Origin of the sequence: Anaeromassilibacillus sp. An200, from assembly GCF_002160025.1 — a bacterium.
GTDB lineage: Bacteria > Bacillota > Clostridia > Oscillospirales > Acutalibacteraceae > Caccousia > Caccousia stercoris.
In genome coordinates this window covers 1-16200 of the sequence record NZ_NFJU01000017.1, presented here as the reverse complement: position 1 = coordinate 16200, position 16200 = coordinate 1, and the positions used below count along the sequence as shown (strand labels likewise).

The following is a 16200-nucleotide window of genomic DNA, read 5'->3' as shown; positions in this document are numbered from 1 at the left end:
GATTGTAATTTATAAACTCTGTGATTGATGTTTATAGGTGTTTGTAGGTTTGCTGACATCGGCAGGTATCAGCCATATTCTGTTGATCTGCACAGCGCCTTCTATGCGATTATTTTTACAAAGGATTTGGACTTGTCGGGCACTTATATTCCACTTCTGTGCGGCTTCCAGTGTCGTAATATAGCCATTCAGCATTGAACGTACCTCCAGTAAAAGCAAACAATTACTATCTCCATTATATTCGTTTGAACGAACTTGTTCAATACAGAATCACGAATTATACTCTACAAAAAGAATGGAATTACGAGTTCTTTTAAGTTAATTAGCATGGAATTGTTTTGCATGTAGCAAATCGCTTTTTTAGCAAATATTTTGCTTATCATTCGATCCCATTCCGCAAGTTGCTGAATTTCTGCAACCTGGTTCACAAAATCAAAATATATTTCGCCCCATTCGCCATCGAAGTCTACCTGATACAGATAGATTGCGGTGGCGATTTCTTTTTTCTTCCTGGTAACGTCTTTGCGCTTTAGATGAACAGCGTGCAGAGCGCCGTCTTTTACCAAAGCGACTGTCAGTTTGTCCAGAGCCTTACGATACGCTCGTTCCGCCCCGCTGGTTCCGCTACCCTCAAACAGGGTAGCCAGTTCTTCAAAAGAAGCACGACTGTTCAAAGGACTTACCCTACCACATCGCATACAGATAGCATTGCGCTTTTCCAGTAACGTTTGTTCTCGATAGTCGAGAGCATCAAAGGCTTTTTGAATGGCTTCGGCTTTGATACCATTCCAGAGGATTTCGGCATAGTCCCAGTGATCGTCTCGGCTGACATCTTCGCCGGTTTCCTCACTGTCTTCATCTTGTCGGGAAACATAGAATGATTGGCGACTGCGAAGCCATTTTGCCGCCTTCAGATATTCAGCAGCCGTTTCCTGCTTACAGTTCTTTTCAGCCGCATATTCGGAGATGGTTTTCTGTGCATGTTCTCCCGATGTGCGATATTTCCATGCAATTCCTCGAATTTTCTTGTATTGATCCAGAGAATCCACAGACCAACTTTCTTCCAGCATACGGCAAGAAAGAAGGGCATCTGTGATAAAAGGATACAAATATGTTGTAAAGTCAGCTCCTATGCTGGGATCATAATCTAAAAAGCGCTCAATCACAGCCACAACGCAGACCATTTTATAATCAAGGAAGCGCTCCGGATCATATCGCTCATTGCCGTCGCTGCGCCAAAAGTTATAAATCCGTCCATTGAGCATCTTTTCATAGTGATGCAGAAAGAAAGACAGGTACCTCAAATTATTCTGTTGCTGTGCCTGGATGATATAGTCATTCAAATTAGATACTTTAGGCGGCTCCGGTTCTAACTGTAAGGTGCGCTCTGCTTCCATGCGAGACAAGTTTTCACCGGTATAAAATCCATATTTTGAGGAATATCCCTTCAAGTTCCATTTGTATTCCGGCATCGGCGCACCTCCTTTCAATCATGCACTTTCAGTTTCTAACTTATTTTAAGTGCAATAAAATACACCGGGAAATCAAAGCCGTCTCTGGTAAGAATCATTGACGCTATCCGTGTCGCAGCATTAGGATGAACTAACGGAGAAAAATTTTCCTTTATCTGAAGTGGAAAATCATAGTGCAGAATATGCTCAGAATACCTTTCCCAAAATGCTTCAAAATTTGCTGAATTAACATAGGCTACAATAAAAGTAGCGGTACCTAAGGCATTATAATTCGTTATTGATTTACTGATATGTCTGTCTATATAATCGGCATTTACGCTATTTAATTTCATACCTTCAAATATGCCGATTTCTTTCCCGTCCTTAGTTAACAGGATATCAACCTCAGCAGCATCTTTGCCGCTCGCAGACACACCGTGTCGAGATTGATCTTTTACTTCGAGATACCCCTAGCAAAAAACATATCCCTAAAATAATCGTTGATACTATTTTCTGAACTTTCAGCGTTGAATAAAGCATTCCAACATACACGTTCTCCTATTTGGACTAAATCATTGAGAACATTTTTGGCTGTTTGAATATCACAATTTAATCTTTCCTCATTAGACGAAGGACTTTCTACATCTTCCAATGAAACATCCGCATCAAAATAAACAACGTTTCTAATGAGGAATCCAGACTCGCTTGGTTTAAGAGCTTTTCCAATAGCGTCTTTTAATTTTTTATCTGCACGTTTTAATACGGAAATATCCTTGTCTGTACCCTCAAATGTAAAGTCAAGAGCTCTTTTGTTCCAGTTATCCCCTCTTAGACCAGCATAATATGCTAAACCAACATCTTCATACTCATACTTGCAGTGCTGAAATGCTTCTGCCAATTGTCTATTGGCTAATTGCAAAAGGTACTGAACAACACGCTTTTCAAAATTTTCTGGAAGAATATATGTAAAATCAAATTCACCCATATTAGATACCTCATACATTAAGTTGTTACTTTTGTTTTACTTCTCGTAATAAGGATTCCTGTTCCATTTCCGACTCATAACACCCTTTGGCATAAGACACGTTGCTCAATGCCCGCAGCATTTTATCTTTGGCCAGTTTTTTCATACGTTTGGCAATGTCAGCATCGAGAGTCCCACGCTTGACATACCGGTTAATGGTGTTACAGCGGCGTTCACAAATCTGCTTGATAGGATGGTCAGCAGCAAGTTCACGCTGTGACCTTCCTTGCAGGTTTCCAATTTGGCGGCAAGTTCGATGGAGCTTATCCCCTGGAGCAAGATTACCACAGTATTTGGTATGCCGGGCATTGGTGGTCAAAAACCAACGTCCGCAGATGGGGCATTTCTTCGGCGCATGGCCTACACAAAGCCCTTCAAAGAGGTCGGAGCGGAACATCCCCACAAAGGACACATAGTGCATCCGCTTGACCAGTTGCGGCGTGTTGCTGCCGGGCTGTATCGCAGGTACATACTGCACGGAAGCGTTAGTCAGGGACATCCAGCTTCCATCCTCTTCCGACAAGCTGGGATTACTGGAGAAAAAGTCCCCAAAGGAAGCAGCATATCCGCTGGGCGACCGTTCCTGTTCTGCGGTATTGAGCGACTCCGCAAACTGGAGCATAGTATCCTGGAACTGTTCCAGAGAATAGCCCAAATGTGCCAGCACTGGGACAACTCGCAGAAGTGTCAGTGCCTTTTGATATTGAGGGTCTAGAGCATTCATCAAATTTCCGGAAGCAAGAGATTGGGCATACGCCATGGCATTTTCCAGATATTCATTCGAAAACACCTTCTGGATATGTGCTGTTATCCGCTTTTCATCCAGATAGGAAAAGGGAGGAATATCTTTTAGTTTATGGACAATTTGCAAAGCACTTTCTCTGGCTGACGTAAACAATTCTGCATTGGCCATACCAAGCTGCATAGCTCCCATAAATAGATTCAAACTCCCACATAATTCCGTAATCTGTTTAATCAGAGCAGCGGGAATATTGAGAGCATCACATCCTATGGTACCGGACGGAAAGTTTTTTCCCTCATAGCTCACAGTGTCCTGCCAGAAATCTAGCGACAGTATCTGATGTTGTACCACGTCCATCCTGAAACTTTGGAACTGTGGCGAGCACAATGGGCCAATATGGTAAACGCAAAATTTGAACAGAAGGGCTTGTCTTGCCGTATCGACCACCGTTCTTATGAAGATCAAGCACTGGATATTCTGCCTACTGTTCATGAAGGACCTGTGGTACGCCGGATGGAGCAAAAAGGTATCCGTACCGAAAAAGGTGAATTGAACCGCTGGATCAAGGCAACCAATCGTATTTTGAAAAATCTCAAACAGCGGATTGCTGACTTAAAGCTGTGGATTGAGGTTCTTCGGGAGGAATTGGGAAAACAGCAAACCAGTCAGGATTTGGTTCGGTTGATTCAGGACTATTATGGCGAACGCAACCGAGGCACCCTGCATCTTCCCGCCTACGCCAGACAAAAGGCTCGTGTCGGGAATTTGAAACAGTTGAATGAAACCGTGAATTATTTATCCGAACACAAATTGTTTACCGTGGAAGATCTTCGCAAGGAGATGGAGCAAATGGAGGATGCTCGCCACATTTTGCAAGAGGGCACCAGAGAAAAACAGGAGCGGATCAAAGCTCTGAAAGAATTGCTGCGTCATGCAGAGGCATACGAGGAGCTAAAACCCCTTCAAGAAAAACTAAATACTTTCAAATTCAAAAAACGTCGGGAGCTGTTCAAGCAAGAGCATGAAAGTGACTTCCGGCGTTTTTATTTGGCCAAACGCAAGCTCAAAGAAGCTGTGCCTGACGGCGAACCATCGGTAGATGTTTGGAAGAATGAAATGAGTCAATTGGAACAGGAATACCGCCAGCAATCAGCACAGGCCAGCCTGCTTTGGAAAGAGAGCAAGAAACTACGGGAATTGCAGGTCCTGGTAGATGAAGTGTTGCGCAAACAAGGGCAGCGTGAACAAGAACAGCAGCATTCGGATCGTCATCAGGACAAACAGGAGGAGCGCCTATGGTAAATGCTGATTTTGAGAGGTGCACCGACTTTTTGGCCAGAATGATTGAAAAATATGGCGGAGAGTTGGATCTTCCCAAAACAGAAGAAAATGATATGAATGATACAACAAAACAAGGTACACAGGGGTCATCAGGTATGAATCCCAAAAAGTTTCCAACAAGTTCATTGACTGCGGACAAGACAGCATGATAAAATGAAGTTGGGACAACAAATAACATGTTTTAGTAATTCATAAAACCAAAATATTGTGTCGCTGACAGTGGCACAATTTACATAACGATGCAGGATGGAGGCAACGTAAAATGAAGAAAAAGGAGTGTTATATCTATACGAGAGTTTCTACTTCCATGCAGGTAGATGGATACAGTCTGGATGCCCAGAAAGACAAACTTCGCAAGTATGCAGACTTTCAGGACATGGTAATTGTCGGTGAATACTCTGATGAAGGAAAATCCGGAAAAAGTGTAGAGGGACGTCCTGAATTTTTGCAAATGCTGCGGGACATCGAAGAAGGAAAAGATCATGTTTCTTTCGTGCTGGTATTCAAGTTATCCCGTTTTGGCCGTAATGCCGCTGATGTATTGACCTCACTGCAAAAGATGCAGGATTTCGGTGTGAACCTGATCTGCGTGGAAGATGGAATCGACAGCTCCAAAGACAGCGGAAAGCTGATGATTTCGGTGCTTTCTGCTGTTGCCGAGATTGAACGAGAGAATATTCTGGTGCAGACCATGGAAGGCCGCCGTCAAAAAGCCCGTGAAGGAAAATGGAACGGCGGATTTGCTCCTTACGGCTATAAACTGGTAGACGGAGAACTGGAAATCGCTGAGGATGAAGCAGAGATTATCCGCTTGATTTTCGACAAATACATCAACACGACGATGGGTGTCAACGGAATTGCTGCATGGCTGAACCAGCAGGGATACCAAAAGAAAAAACGTCAGAACAATACGCTAAATGCGTTTGCAGCGTCATTCATCAAGGGCGTTTTGGATAATCCGGTTTATTGCGGAAAACTTGCTTATGGCAGACGGAAAAATGAGAAAATCCCCGGCAAACGCAATGCTTACCATATCGTCAAGCAGGATTCCTATATGCTGTATGATGGTATTCATGAAGCGATTGTGTCAGAAGAAATCTGGAACACTGCACACGACAGGCGATTAAGAACTGGGGTAAAGAGAGAAAAGACCTACAGCCTGGAGCACGAACATCTTCTTTCTGGTATTCTCTGCTGCCCCATTTGTGGTGCCGGTATGTATGGCAATGTCAACCGTAAGAAGAAAAAGGATGGCTCCCGATACAAAGACTATTTCTACTACACTTGCAAGCATCGCCGCTCTGTTGATGGGCATGTCTGCACATATAAAAAGCAATGGGGCGAAGATAAGGTCAATGCAGCGGTGGCAGAAGTAATTAAAAAGCTGGTACAAAATCCGAAATTTGAAGCTGCTATTCGGCAGAAAATCAACACCCGTATTGATACCGGAGAGTTGGAACAGGAAATCGAAAATCTCCGCAAGCAGCTTCGGCAGGTATTAGGGGCCAAAAACAAACTGGCACAGCAGATGGATAGTCTGGATGTGACAGACCGCTACTATGACCGGAAGTATCAGGATATGCAGGATCGTTTGGATCATTTTTATGACCAGATCGACGAGATTGAAGATTCTATCGCTCAGGTGGAAGTGCGGATTCAAAACATTCGCCAGCAAAAGCTGGGTAGTGACAACGTGTATCAATATCTGCTATACTTTGATAAACTGTATGATAAATTTACAGATGCTGAAAAGAAAGAGTTTCTGAGCAGCTTCGTGGAACGTGTTGATATTTATGAGGACGAACTGCCGGATGGACGATTTTTGAGGCATATCAGATTCAAGTTCCCAGTGTTCTATAACGGTCAGGAGATCGACGAAATGAGTTGGGACAAAGAAAGTACAGTCGAGACGGTTGTCTTGCTTTCCATATAATAATGTACTTAGAGTAAATGAGCTTTGGCGGGGGAAGTGTTGATTGATACACATCATGAAAAGACTAAAAAAGTGGATCTTTTTGTGACTGTATCTTTACAAATGGAGAGGGGAAAGAAAAGTTGGGAAAATTAGGAAATTTAAATAATTTAAGGCTTCTTAAAAATGATATGAAGAGTAAGCAATGGAGTATATGTGACTTTCTTTTTCGATATAAAGGAATTGAATATATTGTGCTTGTTAAGAGATTTGTGGAAACAAAAAAAGTAAATGAATATGCGCTTGTAAAGTTAGAATTTATGAAAAGTGATAACATAGATGATAGTCTACAGGTTGAAGCAAATAGCTATAGATTATTAATTGACGCTAAAACTTTAAGAAGCTATTTTGGTATAGAGTATGCATATAATTTAGGTGATATTTTAGAACAATTTTCACAAAGACTGGGGAGCTCCATTCCAACAAAACTACCAGACATGAAAAAGATAAACGACTTGGAGAAAAAAGCGATGATTTCTTCTCTTAGTAAGAGTGATTCTGAAGATCCCAATAAGATTTATTGTACTGGAGTAAAAAGAAATCCGGAAGGTCAGAAGAGAAGTGAATTTAATTCAGATAAAACAAAATTGTTGAGAGAAAACTTGTATAACAGTTTTGCTGACGATACAAGTATTAGTTTCTGTTATTCAACAGATATTAGCAAAGAAAAAGATGATGTCACAATATTGAAAAATTTTGCAAACAAGTGATTTGGGTTTTATCTTTATTAGAATAAGTTCTTTGAAATCTATATTAGATTTAGCCTGCTCTTTGTCTTTTCTTGAAAACTTATCTTCTGAAAAATTTTTGAAGATTTCAATATTTAAAGTATTGTCGCAAAATCACCCCATAGAGAAAACAGGCTGGCTATCTGGCAGATAGCTTTTTCCAAATCTTTGCGAACGGACACAAAAAAGAGGCTGTTATAAATTGATTATTTGTTTTTTGGAAATCGCTGCCACTTAAATCGTGAAGGAAAACGAAACGCTGCTTTCTGTATTCCGCACTGAGCAGCTGCCGGTGTGCAGATCAATGATGCTTTTTGCAATGGCAATTCCAGGTCTAGCAGTGTGGAACGGCTGAGCCGGCCTGCGCGACTTGCTCACCGCAAGTATGGTGTAATAGAAGAAATTGCCAAGTTAAATACGGAGCGCAAGATCAGGGGAGGCTCATGCAATGCAATCCTGCAAAAATGGCAAATGGGCAAAGCAGATTTTTTCCATGCGCCGCGAGGATGGGCTGTGGGGAAATTTTCATACGCTGAGCCGTCCGGTTCCAGGCAAAAGCTATACAACGGAACAGGCGCTCCGAAGGCTTCTTTTTCTTGGATACACAGCGGATGACGAGGTCATACAGATAGCGCTGAAACGGATGGAGCAGTGTATCAAGGGAGAGCGGAAAATAGACTCCTATTCTGAAAAGAAACACGATTGGCCCTTCTTTGAAAAGCTGATGCTGTCCGCATGGCTGCGTATCTTTGATGCGCAGAATGAAACCGCGCTGTGTGTGGCGCTGGAATGGGCGCAGGTTGTCGAAAAAGCCTTCGCCGGCGGCTGCTACAACAGGGAAGATGATGTGGCGGCTTTTACGCGGTGGTGGGGACGAAAGCCCAAAAGCGGATTTGAAACAGGGTTTGGGATGTTCTATCACGCCGCTTTGCTTTTTGGAGTGCTGCCGCCGAAAACGGAAGAGCTCTTTTTGGACTATTACTTATCAAAACCGGACGGCATGTTTTACATCTATGACAAGCCGCTGAACAGGCCGCCGGAGATATTCGCTTCCCGGGAGGCAAGCTGCTATTTGGCGGCGATCGAAGTGCTCAGCCGGTACGGTCAGGCAAAGGGAAAGCTGAAGTTTGTGGTGGACTGGCTCTATGCGAATCAGGATGGAAACGGGCAATGGGATTTTGGAGAAAAAGCGAAGGATGGCATCTATTTTCCCTTGTCCGATCGTTGGGATAAAACCGCAAGGCTTACCGACAGTACGTTTCGGGTCCGAAAGATACTGTGCCAGCTGCTGAATTGAGGCGCTGTTTTTTGGTGCGAAAAGGGAGGATTGCGTTGATGGAGAGAGATACCTATCTGAAAAATCCTTGCGGGGAATCGTCGCTTCCTTACTGGAAAGCAAAGCAGGTCGTGATTCCTGACGGGATGAAAATTGTACATCAGAATCAGTTTGAAAAGGACGCATACACACAATTCGTTGACGAGCCGTATTTTCGTCTCAAACATGATTTGAAAAATGTATCAGCGCCACAGCTGCCGCAGGGGTATTCGCTGTGCGACGCATCCGTGCGCGATTTTGCAGAACATATCAATGCCTGCTACCGTGGTATCCAAATCAGCGAAGCGGAATTGCAAAGCTATACAACCCGGCCGGTGTACGTCCCTTCTCTGTGGCTGGCTGTCAGAAACAATCAAACCGGTGAAATTGCGGCCACTGGTATTGCGGAATTGGATGGCGAATGCAGGGAAGGCATTTTGGAGTGGATCCAGGTATCGGAAAACGAGCGCGGATGCGGCTTGGGATGTTACCTTGTGATGGAATTGCTGTGGCGGATGAAGAATATGGCCTGGTTTGTCACAGTCTCCGGTGAGTGTGAGAATTCGACTCATCCGGAAAGCCTGTACCGCAAATGTGGATTTACAGGAAACGATGTATGGCATGTTTTGAGAAAGAGGGTTTGATATGCGCATAGAATATGGGACGCCTCGGGATATTGAGGCATGGATGGCGTTGGTAAAAGAAGTCCGATGGAATTTTCCCGGTCTGGAGACACAGGAAAAGCTGGACGAGCATCGGGATACCGTGCTGAAATTTATGGACAGGCAGCAAGCCATCTGTGTAAAGGAAGGGAACAAAATTGCCGGTGTGATGTTGTTTTCCCAAAACTATAATATGATATGTTGTCTTGCCGTCTCGCCCGACTGTCGGCGGCGGGGCGCTGCTTCCATGCTGATGGAGGAAGCTCTCCGTCATTTGGACAGGGCGAAAGAAATATCGGTGTCCACTTTCCGGGCTGAGGATGAAAAAGGGCCTGCTCCCAGGGCATTGTATGAAAAATTTGGATTTATCGCGGATGCACTGATTGAGGAGATGGGCTACCCAAGTCAGAAATATATTTTGTATCCAGCAGGCTCGGAGCGAAGGAATAGACAAATTGCGATTAACAGGATGGTGCATGAAATTGGCAGGATTCTGCAAGGAAATCAGCCGTCCATCTATTTGTACGGTTCTTCAGTTTTGGATGATTTCAGGTTAGGATGGAGCGACATTGATATTCTAGTATTGACAGAGGAGCCGATCACGGAAGAACAGGCACAGGAGCTTGTGGGATTTCGGCAGGCAATACTGAAAAAGGAGCCGGAAAATCTGTATTACCGTTCCTTTGAGGGAGGAATGCTGACACAGGAGACGTTTCTTTCCGGAAAAACCGGTCGGGTTGTGTATTGGGGAACCAGTGGCGAACGAGTGACAGATGCCTATCGTTTTGACAGTTTTGGTATGTTGGAGTTGGTGGAAAACGGTGTTTTGCTCTATGGTCATGACATCCGGAACCAATGGCAAGCGCCTGCGTTCAGCGAGCTGTATTCTGATGTTAGAAACCATTATGAAACGATACGGAAGTATGTGCAAAAGACGGAACGTAGCTTCTATTCCTTCGGTTGGATGCTGGATATAGCCCGGTGTATTTATACGCTTCGCACCGGCCGGATTATCGCAAAGACCGACGCAGGGTTTTGGGCGCTGGAAAACAATCTCTGCCCTGATCCGGATGTTCTTAGAAAGACGTTGCAGATTCGCAGACATCCGCTGGAATACAAGAACGAAAAGCAGATTTTTGATTACGCGGAAACACTGGCGGGGCCGGTACAACGCTTTGCGGATGTGCTGGAAAAGGAACTGGAGAAAACCAAAGGATGCGTGAGAGATGAAGCCGGGAAGAATGCAGATTTCAGAACTGAGGGATAAAGCAAAAAATGATGTGCTGTTTTAGAAAGTGGATTCAAACCAAAACAAATGAAAAAGTTTATGGAAAATTGGGGTGTCCTATGATAAATAAAACAGAATATGTGGAATTGACCAGTTGCGAAGAAGCGCGTGATTGGGGAATGAAGTATTACGAAAAGTGGGGAAAGCAATATCAAAAAACGATGGATGATTTGGAGTTTTTCGATAAGACAGTAGCAAAATGCTTTGTTAACCCTATAAAACTTTATTGTGGTTATATGTATGAGGAGATAAATCCGTTTTTGAGATATGGAGTGGATAAAGAATCTCATATATATCGTGAATTGAGTGATATTTTAACAATTATTTTATACAGTGCGCCCAGAATTCCACATAACTTAGTGCTGTATAGGATGGTTTGTGATGACTTTGCCAATCAATTTGAAAAAAAGTATAGAGAAGAAACGGAATGCCATGTATTGGAAAAAGGTTTTATGAGTACAAGCTTGCTAAAAGAAATTGCTCATGAAGATTCTTATTATGCGCACTGGAACAATATGCTGAAAATATATGTTCCTGAAGATACCGTAGGAATTTATGTGAATGCTGTTGTTGAGCGAAGTGAAGAAGAAGTATTATTACCGCCTCACATGACTTTGAGATTGATTGAGTATCCACATTATGATGAAAGTATCCAGAAAAAAGTTTTTGAATGTCAACTCATCTAAGCTTTCATTCAGAATGTAAAAGATCCGCTGTTATAAAAAAATTTTAGACAAAAAGGAGCTCTGAGATGGAAACGTTGTCTATTATCACGCTGCGGGAAAAGCCGAAGCTCATCCAGAGAGCCGCCGCATGGTTCCACAGCAAATGGGGCGTACCCGAGCAGGCTTATTTTGCCTGTATGCAGACATATCTGAGCGGAGAATCGGAGTATGGCTGGTATTTGTGTATGGATGGAGAAAAAATCGTGGCTGGAATGGGAGTGATAGAGAATGACTTCCATGACAGAAAGGATCTGGTGCCCAACGTGTGCGCGGTCTACACAGAGGAAGCATACCGCTGCCGGGGAATTGCGGGGAAATTGCTTGGCTATGTGGTGGAGGATTGCAGGAAAAAAGGGATTTCTCCGCTCTATCTGGTGACGGATCATATCGGGTTTTATGAGAAATATGGCTGGGAATTTTTGTGTATGGTACAGGGAGAGGGAGAACCGCAAATGACAAGAATGTATCGGCATCTCTGACATCGGAAGTGTAAAGGAGTGTAGAGTCTATGTTTTCCACGAAAAAGCCTTTGAGTCTGCAAAAGAAGGTTCTGGGGATTTCTTTGCTGTTTGTGTCTGTGCTGGTGCTTGGCGCGGCGATCGTTCCGCGTATGCATGATGCCGTGGAGTCTTCTTCGGACGAGGAAACGCTGGAAAGCCGAATCACCGCGGAGGCTATCGCATCTGTTTATGATTCTCTGCACAAGGAGGATCCCTACGAGGGAACTTTGGACAGGGACAGTATGGGAGCATCCAGAGGGCTTGATGAAGTGCTTACTGCCGAGGAGGCCCGGGAGGATCTGGACTATATGATGGATCGCCTGCGGGAGCGTCATCCGGCCTGGCTGGATGGTTCCGGCAAGCATATGCTGGTGGAAACGCAGTATGAAAAGGAGCTTTCCGCTCTGGGGGAGTCCATTTCAGTGCTGGATTTTTACCGCATGGCGGCCCGCATTGCAGGCGTGCTTCATGACGGCCATACCTCGGTTTCGTGGAACTCTTACAGTGCACAGGCACGAGCTGTCATCGATCAAAACACTGTCCCTCAGGACGCCGGACGGCCGTTGTCCATCAATGGGGTTCCCGCTGAGGAAGTGTTGGAAGTTTATAAAGAAATTACCTCCTATGAGATAGACGAGTATGCCGAAGCGTGTTTCTGGGACTATATGATTTGGAGAGAGTCTAAACTGCGTATGTGTGGGGTGGATACTTCCGACGGAGTGGATATGGCGTTCCAAGCGGAAAACGGGGAGGAAACGATCCACTTTGATTTTGTTCAGCCAAAGACCACGAATACCTTTGCGATACGGGAGACATATTCCATTGATGAGAAAAACAGCGTTGGGATTTTCACACTCCCTGCCTGCACATACGATGAACACTATCGGAAGATGCTGGACGCATTCTTTGAAAAGGTGTTTTCCTCCGGCGTGGAAAATGTGGTGGTGGATCTGCGCGCCAACCAGGGAGGCGATTCCAGGGTGGCAAACGAGTTTTTGACTTATCTGGATGTGGACGAATATCGCAGCTGGCCTGCCGCAGTCCGTTATGGCTGGTTTTTAAAGCGTTATGACGATGTGGTAACGGCAAACGAAAAAAAGGATAGTGTGTTTGACGGAAACCTGTATGTGCTGACAGATGTGTATACCTATAGCTCCGGTATGGATTTTGCCATGCTGGTAGCGGACAATCATCTGGGAACGCTGATCGGAGAGCCGTGCGGAAACCTGCCGGACAGCTATGGCGATATTCTCCGCTTTCAACTGCCCCATTCTCAGCTGAAACTGATAGTTTCCTATAAAAAATGGTGGCGTATCGATCCGGAGAAAACCGGTGAGCCTGTTACACCGGACATTTTGTGCCCTTCTGAGGATGCGATGGAAAAGGCGTATGAGCTGATCCGCAGCCAGTCATAGGCTTGCGGAGGCGCTCATACGCCTTTTATCTTTTTCATATCAGGATTTCTTTTCTGTGCCGCCGTCGGGAAAATGAACGTCGAGCTGCGGGAAGGGGATCTCGATCCCTGCTTCGTCAAACGTCAGCTTGACACGTTCCTGCATGGCGTAATAAACCGGCCAGTAGTCATCCAGCGCGCACCATACCTTGACCACCATGGACACCGCGTTGTCTCCGTGCTCCCCGACCGCAATGAGCGGAGCCGGATCCTTTCGAATCCGTTCTTCCTCCTCGCACAGGCGGGTCAGAACCTCTTTCACCTGCTTGAGATCCGCCCGGTAAGAGACGGAATAGGTCAAATCCAACCGTCTGGTTTTCATTGCGGTGTAATTGATGAGGGTACATTTCATCAGCGTCATATTGGGAATGACGATTTCCTTGTTGTCAAAGGTGCGAAGAGTACTGAACATCATTTCAATTCGCTCCACCACGCCTTCCGCGTTTTCAGAGGGGATGGAAAGATAGTCTCCGACACGGAACGGCTTGGTCAGGACAATCTGAGCGCCGCTCGCCACATTGCTCATGCTGTCTTTCATGGCAAGGCCAACCGCCAGTCCGGCGGTACCGAGCGCCGCGATCAGCGAGGTCACATCCACTCCAAGCTGAGCGATTGCCATAATGGCTACAATGACCTTGATCAGAATGCTCAGCAGAGAGGACAGAAAGGTGGTCACGCCCGCGTCAACCTTGGCGCGTGTGATCGCCCGGTGCAGCAGGCGGGTAACGATTTTGGATCCCCACCATCCCGCCGCGAAAATCAGCGCGGCGATGGCAAGACGGGGAAGTATGGACAGCAGCCAGGTGAGAAAGCTGCTCCAGAAAAGAGAGAGTTCGGGGGTTCCGTTCAAATTGATTCCTCCTTTTGCATGGACGGTTCCGCCGATGTCTGCGGTTTCTTTCCTACCGTGAGAGAGCGCACCCGTTCACGCAGGGGAAGAACCATGGAAGGCGGAACGGACAAGGATGCAACACCCAGAGAAAGGAAGAAATCCGTCATGGTGAGATCCGCGGCAAGATCCCCGCAGATCCCCACAGGAATTCCTGCTTTTGCGGCGTTTTCCGCCGTCATACGGATTAATCTGAGCACAGCCGGATGGCGTGCATCGTAGAAAAGATGGATGGCACCGTTCTGCCGATCGGCGGCCAGGGTGTATTGTGTCAGATCGTTTGTACCGATGCTGAAAAAGTCGGATTCAGCGGTAAGTTCGTCGCTGAGCAGGGCGGCTGCAGGGGTTTCGATCATGGCGCCCAGCGGGACCTTGGGATCAAAGGCGGTCCCGTCCGCGGCCAGATCGCGGCGGATCAGGGCGGCAGACTTGCGGATTTCCTGCATTTCCCAGACGGAAGCGATCATCGGCACCATGATGGAGATCGGGCCGAAGGCCGACGCGCGATACAGCGCACGCAGCTGGGTGCGCAGCAGATCGCGGCGTGTCAGACACAGCCGGACGGCCCGCAGGCCCATAGCCGGATTTTCCTCCTGAGGAAGATCGAGATAGGATGCCTGCTTATCCGCGCCGATATCCAGTGTGCGGAAAGTGATGGGCTTGCCCTGCATGGCCAGAACGGCCGCGCGGTACAGGCGGAACAGCTCCTCCTCACCGGGACAGGCGGAAGTGCTCAGATATTGAAATTCCGTGCGGAACAGGCCCGCGCCTTCCGCATCGTTTTCCACCGCCGCTTCACAGTCCTCCACAGCTCCCACATTGGCAAAAAGATGCACGGAAATGCCATCTTTGGTCACAGATGGCTTTCCTTTATATTGCAGGAGCTGCTGGCGGCGTTCATTGAGGTCCATAGTCTTTTCGTGAACCATCTGACAGATGGAATCGGTGGGTTCAATCCACAGTGTTCCCGCATTGCCGTCAACGGCAGCGTGCTTTCCGTGCATGTCCTCCACGACAGCGTCTCCCAGCCGCACAATAGCTGGAATCCCCATGGTTTTAGCCAAAATGGCGGTGTGGGAATTGCGGGAGCCCTGTGCCGTGACAATGGCAATCAGTTTCTTTTTGTCGAGCTGAACCGTTTCACTCGGATGCAGATCCTCGGCGGCAAGAATGACGGGGTAGGGAAGGGAGAGCGGTTTCTCCTCCTCGCCGCGCAGGATGCGCAGAAGGCGGGCGGAAACGTCCTGCACGTCCGCCGCTCTCGCCTGCATGTAAGCGGAATCCATCGCAAGAAAAGCGTTGGAAAAAAGGCGGGAGACTTCCTCAACGGCGGCTTCTACGCCGGTCTCCCCCTGATTGATTCTGTCCTCCACGGCTTGCAGGTAATCCTGATCCTCCAGCATCATGCGATGTATCTCAAACACCTTTGCACACTCCTCGTCAGCGTCGGACACCGTATCCAGAAAGAGCTGGCGCAGTTGCTGATCCGCTTGCCGCAGCGCGGCCCGAAAGCGTTCCCGCTCCTGCTGCGGGGTTCCTATCGGGCGCGGCGGACCGGCGTAAACCTTGCGGTGATAGCAGAAGAGGGTTCCTTCGGCTGTTCCGGGGCTGGCCCCAATCCCGTTGAGCGTAATCATTCCGATCCCCCCATCTTTTTCCCGGTTCTGACTAAGAGGAAAGGCCGGGAAAAGTTGCGTTTCTTTGTATTTTCTTTTTCAAGTATAGCAAAAATGGATATGAAAATCCATTCTTTTTTAGTGGAAAAAGCATCATTTCAGGAAGGGTAAAAAAACTTTTTGAAAATGCTTGACATTTCCAATGAAAAGTCATATAATTATTTACGCGCTAAGGGAAACGACGTTTGAGAGATTCCTGAGCGGAAATATCGCGGAGTGGAGCAGTCCGGTAGCTCGTCGGGCTCATAACCCGAAGGTCGTAGGTTCAAATCCTGCCTCCGCAACCACCAACCGGTCAATCAAAGGATTGACCGGTTTTTTTGCATTAATATGCTTTAGCGAAACGACAACCCCCGGCTAGGCCGGGGAGAGTAAAAGAAATTATATAATGAAAAAACCTTCTGGTAAAATAAAGTTGCGGTCGGTCAACTGCA

General features: G+C 46.3%; 17 protein-coding genes and 1 tRNA gene. 11 read left to right on the top strand and 7 right to left on the bottom strand.

Annotated features, from left to right (window positions below; genetic code table 11):
* Positions 1-9: 9 nt before the first annotated feature.
* From B5F35_RS09820 to B5F35_RS09800, 5 genes are all read right to left on the bottom strand, one after another.
* Positions 10-195 carry a helix-turn-helix domain-containing protein gene (locus B5F35_RS09820; RefSeq protein WP_442856459.1) on the bottom strand — a complete coding sequence of 62 codons (186 nt, stop codon included), beginning with the start codon at positions 193-195 and terminating at the stop codon, positions 10-12.
* 89 nt (positions 196-284) lie between these two features.
* Positions 285-1472 (bottom strand): hypothetical protein, encoded by a 1188-nt coding sequence (locus tag B5F35_RS09815; RefSeq protein WP_087240460.1) that lies wholly within the window; start codon positions 1470-1472, stop codon positions 285-287.
* 35 nt (positions 1473-1507) lie between these two features.
* On the bottom strand, positions 1508-1885 hold the full coding sequence (locus B5F35_RS09810) for a hypothetical protein (RefSeq protein WP_087240458.1): 378 nt from the start codon (positions 1883-1885) through the stop codon (positions 1508-1510).
* Positions 1886-1905: 20 nt separating this feature from the next.
* Positions 1906-2436 (bottom strand): hypothetical protein, encoded by a 531-nt coding sequence (locus tag B5F35_RS09805; RefSeq protein WP_087240456.1) that lies wholly within the window; start codon positions 2434-2436, stop codon positions 1906-1908.
* Positions 2437-2461: 25 nt separating this feature from the next.
* Entirely contained in the window at positions 2462-3523 is a 1062-nt protein-coding gene (locus B5F35_RS09800; RefSeq protein ID WP_442856457.1) for a DUF6076 domain-containing protein, read from the bottom strand.
* Between the two features lie 33 nt (positions 3524-3556).
* Here B5F35_RS09800 and B5F35_RS09795 point away from each other — a divergent pair, with 33 nt between their 5' ends.
* The 10 genes from B5F35_RS09795 (at position 3557) to B5F35_RS09750 (ending at position 13163) form a co-directional block, all read left to right on the top strand.
* The gene (locus B5F35_RS09795) at positions 3557-4519 is read left to right on the top strand and encodes a MobA/MobL family protein (protein ID WP_275532258.1); all 963 of its coding nucleotides are present in this window, start codon (positions 3557-3559) and stop codon (positions 4517-4519) included.
* Positions 4513-4707, top strand: a complete 195-nt coding sequence (locus B5F35_RS09790) for a hypothetical protein (RefSeq protein WP_003525812.1) — start codon at positions 4513-4515, stop codon at positions 4705-4707. The genes B5F35_RS09795 and B5F35_RS09790 overlap by 7 nt, the downstream gene beginning before the upstream one ends.
* A 113-nt stretch (positions 4708-4820) precedes the next feature.
* On the top strand, positions 4821-6491 hold the full coding sequence (locus B5F35_RS09785; RefSeq protein WP_087240454.1) for a recombinase family protein: 1671 nt from the start codon (positions 4821-4823) through the stop codon (positions 6489-6491).
* 122 nt (positions 6492-6613) lie between these two features.
* Complete coding sequence (locus B5F35_RS09780; RefSeq protein ID WP_242969467.1) at positions 6614-7240, top strand: DUF6037 family protein; 627 nt, start codon at positions 6614-6616, stop codon at positions 7238-7240.
* A gap of 466 nt (positions 7241-7706) precedes the next feature.
* The gene (locus B5F35_RS09775) at positions 7707-8555 is read left to right on the top strand and encodes a hypothetical protein (protein ID WP_087240450.1); all 849 of its coding nucleotides are present in this window, start codon (positions 7707-7709) and stop codon (positions 8553-8555) included.
* A 38-nt stretch (positions 8556-8593) separates the two neighbouring features.
* Positions 8594-9217, top strand: a complete 624-nt coding sequence (locus tag B5F35_RS09770; RefSeq protein ID WP_087240448.1) for a GNAT family N-acetyltransferase — start codon at positions 8594-8596, stop codon at positions 9215-9217.
* Position 9218: 1 nt separating this feature from the next.
* On the top strand, positions 9219-10502 hold the full coding sequence (locus tag B5F35_RS09765; RefSeq protein ID WP_087240446.1) for a GNAT family N-acetyltransferase: 1284 nt from the start codon (positions 9219-9221) through the stop codon (positions 10500-10502).
* A gap of 8 nt (positions 10503-10510) precedes the next feature.
* Positions 10511-11209, top strand: a complete 699-nt coding sequence (locus tag B5F35_RS09760) for an ADP-ribosyltransferase (RefSeq protein WP_087240444.1) — start codon at positions 10511-10513, stop codon at positions 11207-11209.
* Positions 11210-11274: 65 nt separating this feature from the next.
* Complete coding sequence (locus B5F35_RS09755; RefSeq protein WP_087240442.1) at positions 11275-11727, top strand: GNAT family N-acetyltransferase; 453 nt, start codon at positions 11275-11277, stop codon at positions 11725-11727.
* A gap of 29 nt (positions 11728-11756) precedes the next feature.
* Positions 11757-13163 (top strand): S41 family peptidase, encoded by a 1407-nt coding sequence (locus tag B5F35_RS09750; RefSeq protein ID WP_087240440.1) that lies wholly within the window; start codon positions 11757-11759, stop codon positions 13161-13163.
* Between the two features lie 39 nt (positions 13164-13202).
* Here the strand turns inward: B5F35_RS09750 and B5F35_RS09745 are convergent, their stop codons facing one another.
* Both B5F35_RS09745 and ptsP read right to left on the bottom strand, forming a co-directional pair.
* Positions 13203-14051, bottom strand: coding sequence for a mechanosensitive ion channel family protein (locus B5F35_RS09745; RefSeq protein ID WP_087240438.1), 849 nt, complete (start codon positions 14049-14051; stop codon positions 13203-13205).
* On the bottom strand, positions 14048-15727 hold the full coding sequence (ptsP, locus tag B5F35_RS09740) for a phosphoenolpyruvate--protein phosphotransferase (RefSeq protein WP_087240436.1): 1680 nt from the start codon (positions 15725-15727) through the stop codon (positions 14048-14050). Before ptsP ends, B5F35_RS09745 begins: the two co-directional genes overlap by 4 nt.
* 249 nt (positions 15728-15976) lie before the next feature.
* Here ptsP and B5F35_RS09735 point away from each other — a divergent pair.
* Positions 15977-16053 (top strand) — tRNA-Met (locus B5F35_RS09735).
* The last annotated feature ends 147 nt before the right edge of the window (positions 16054-16200 follow it).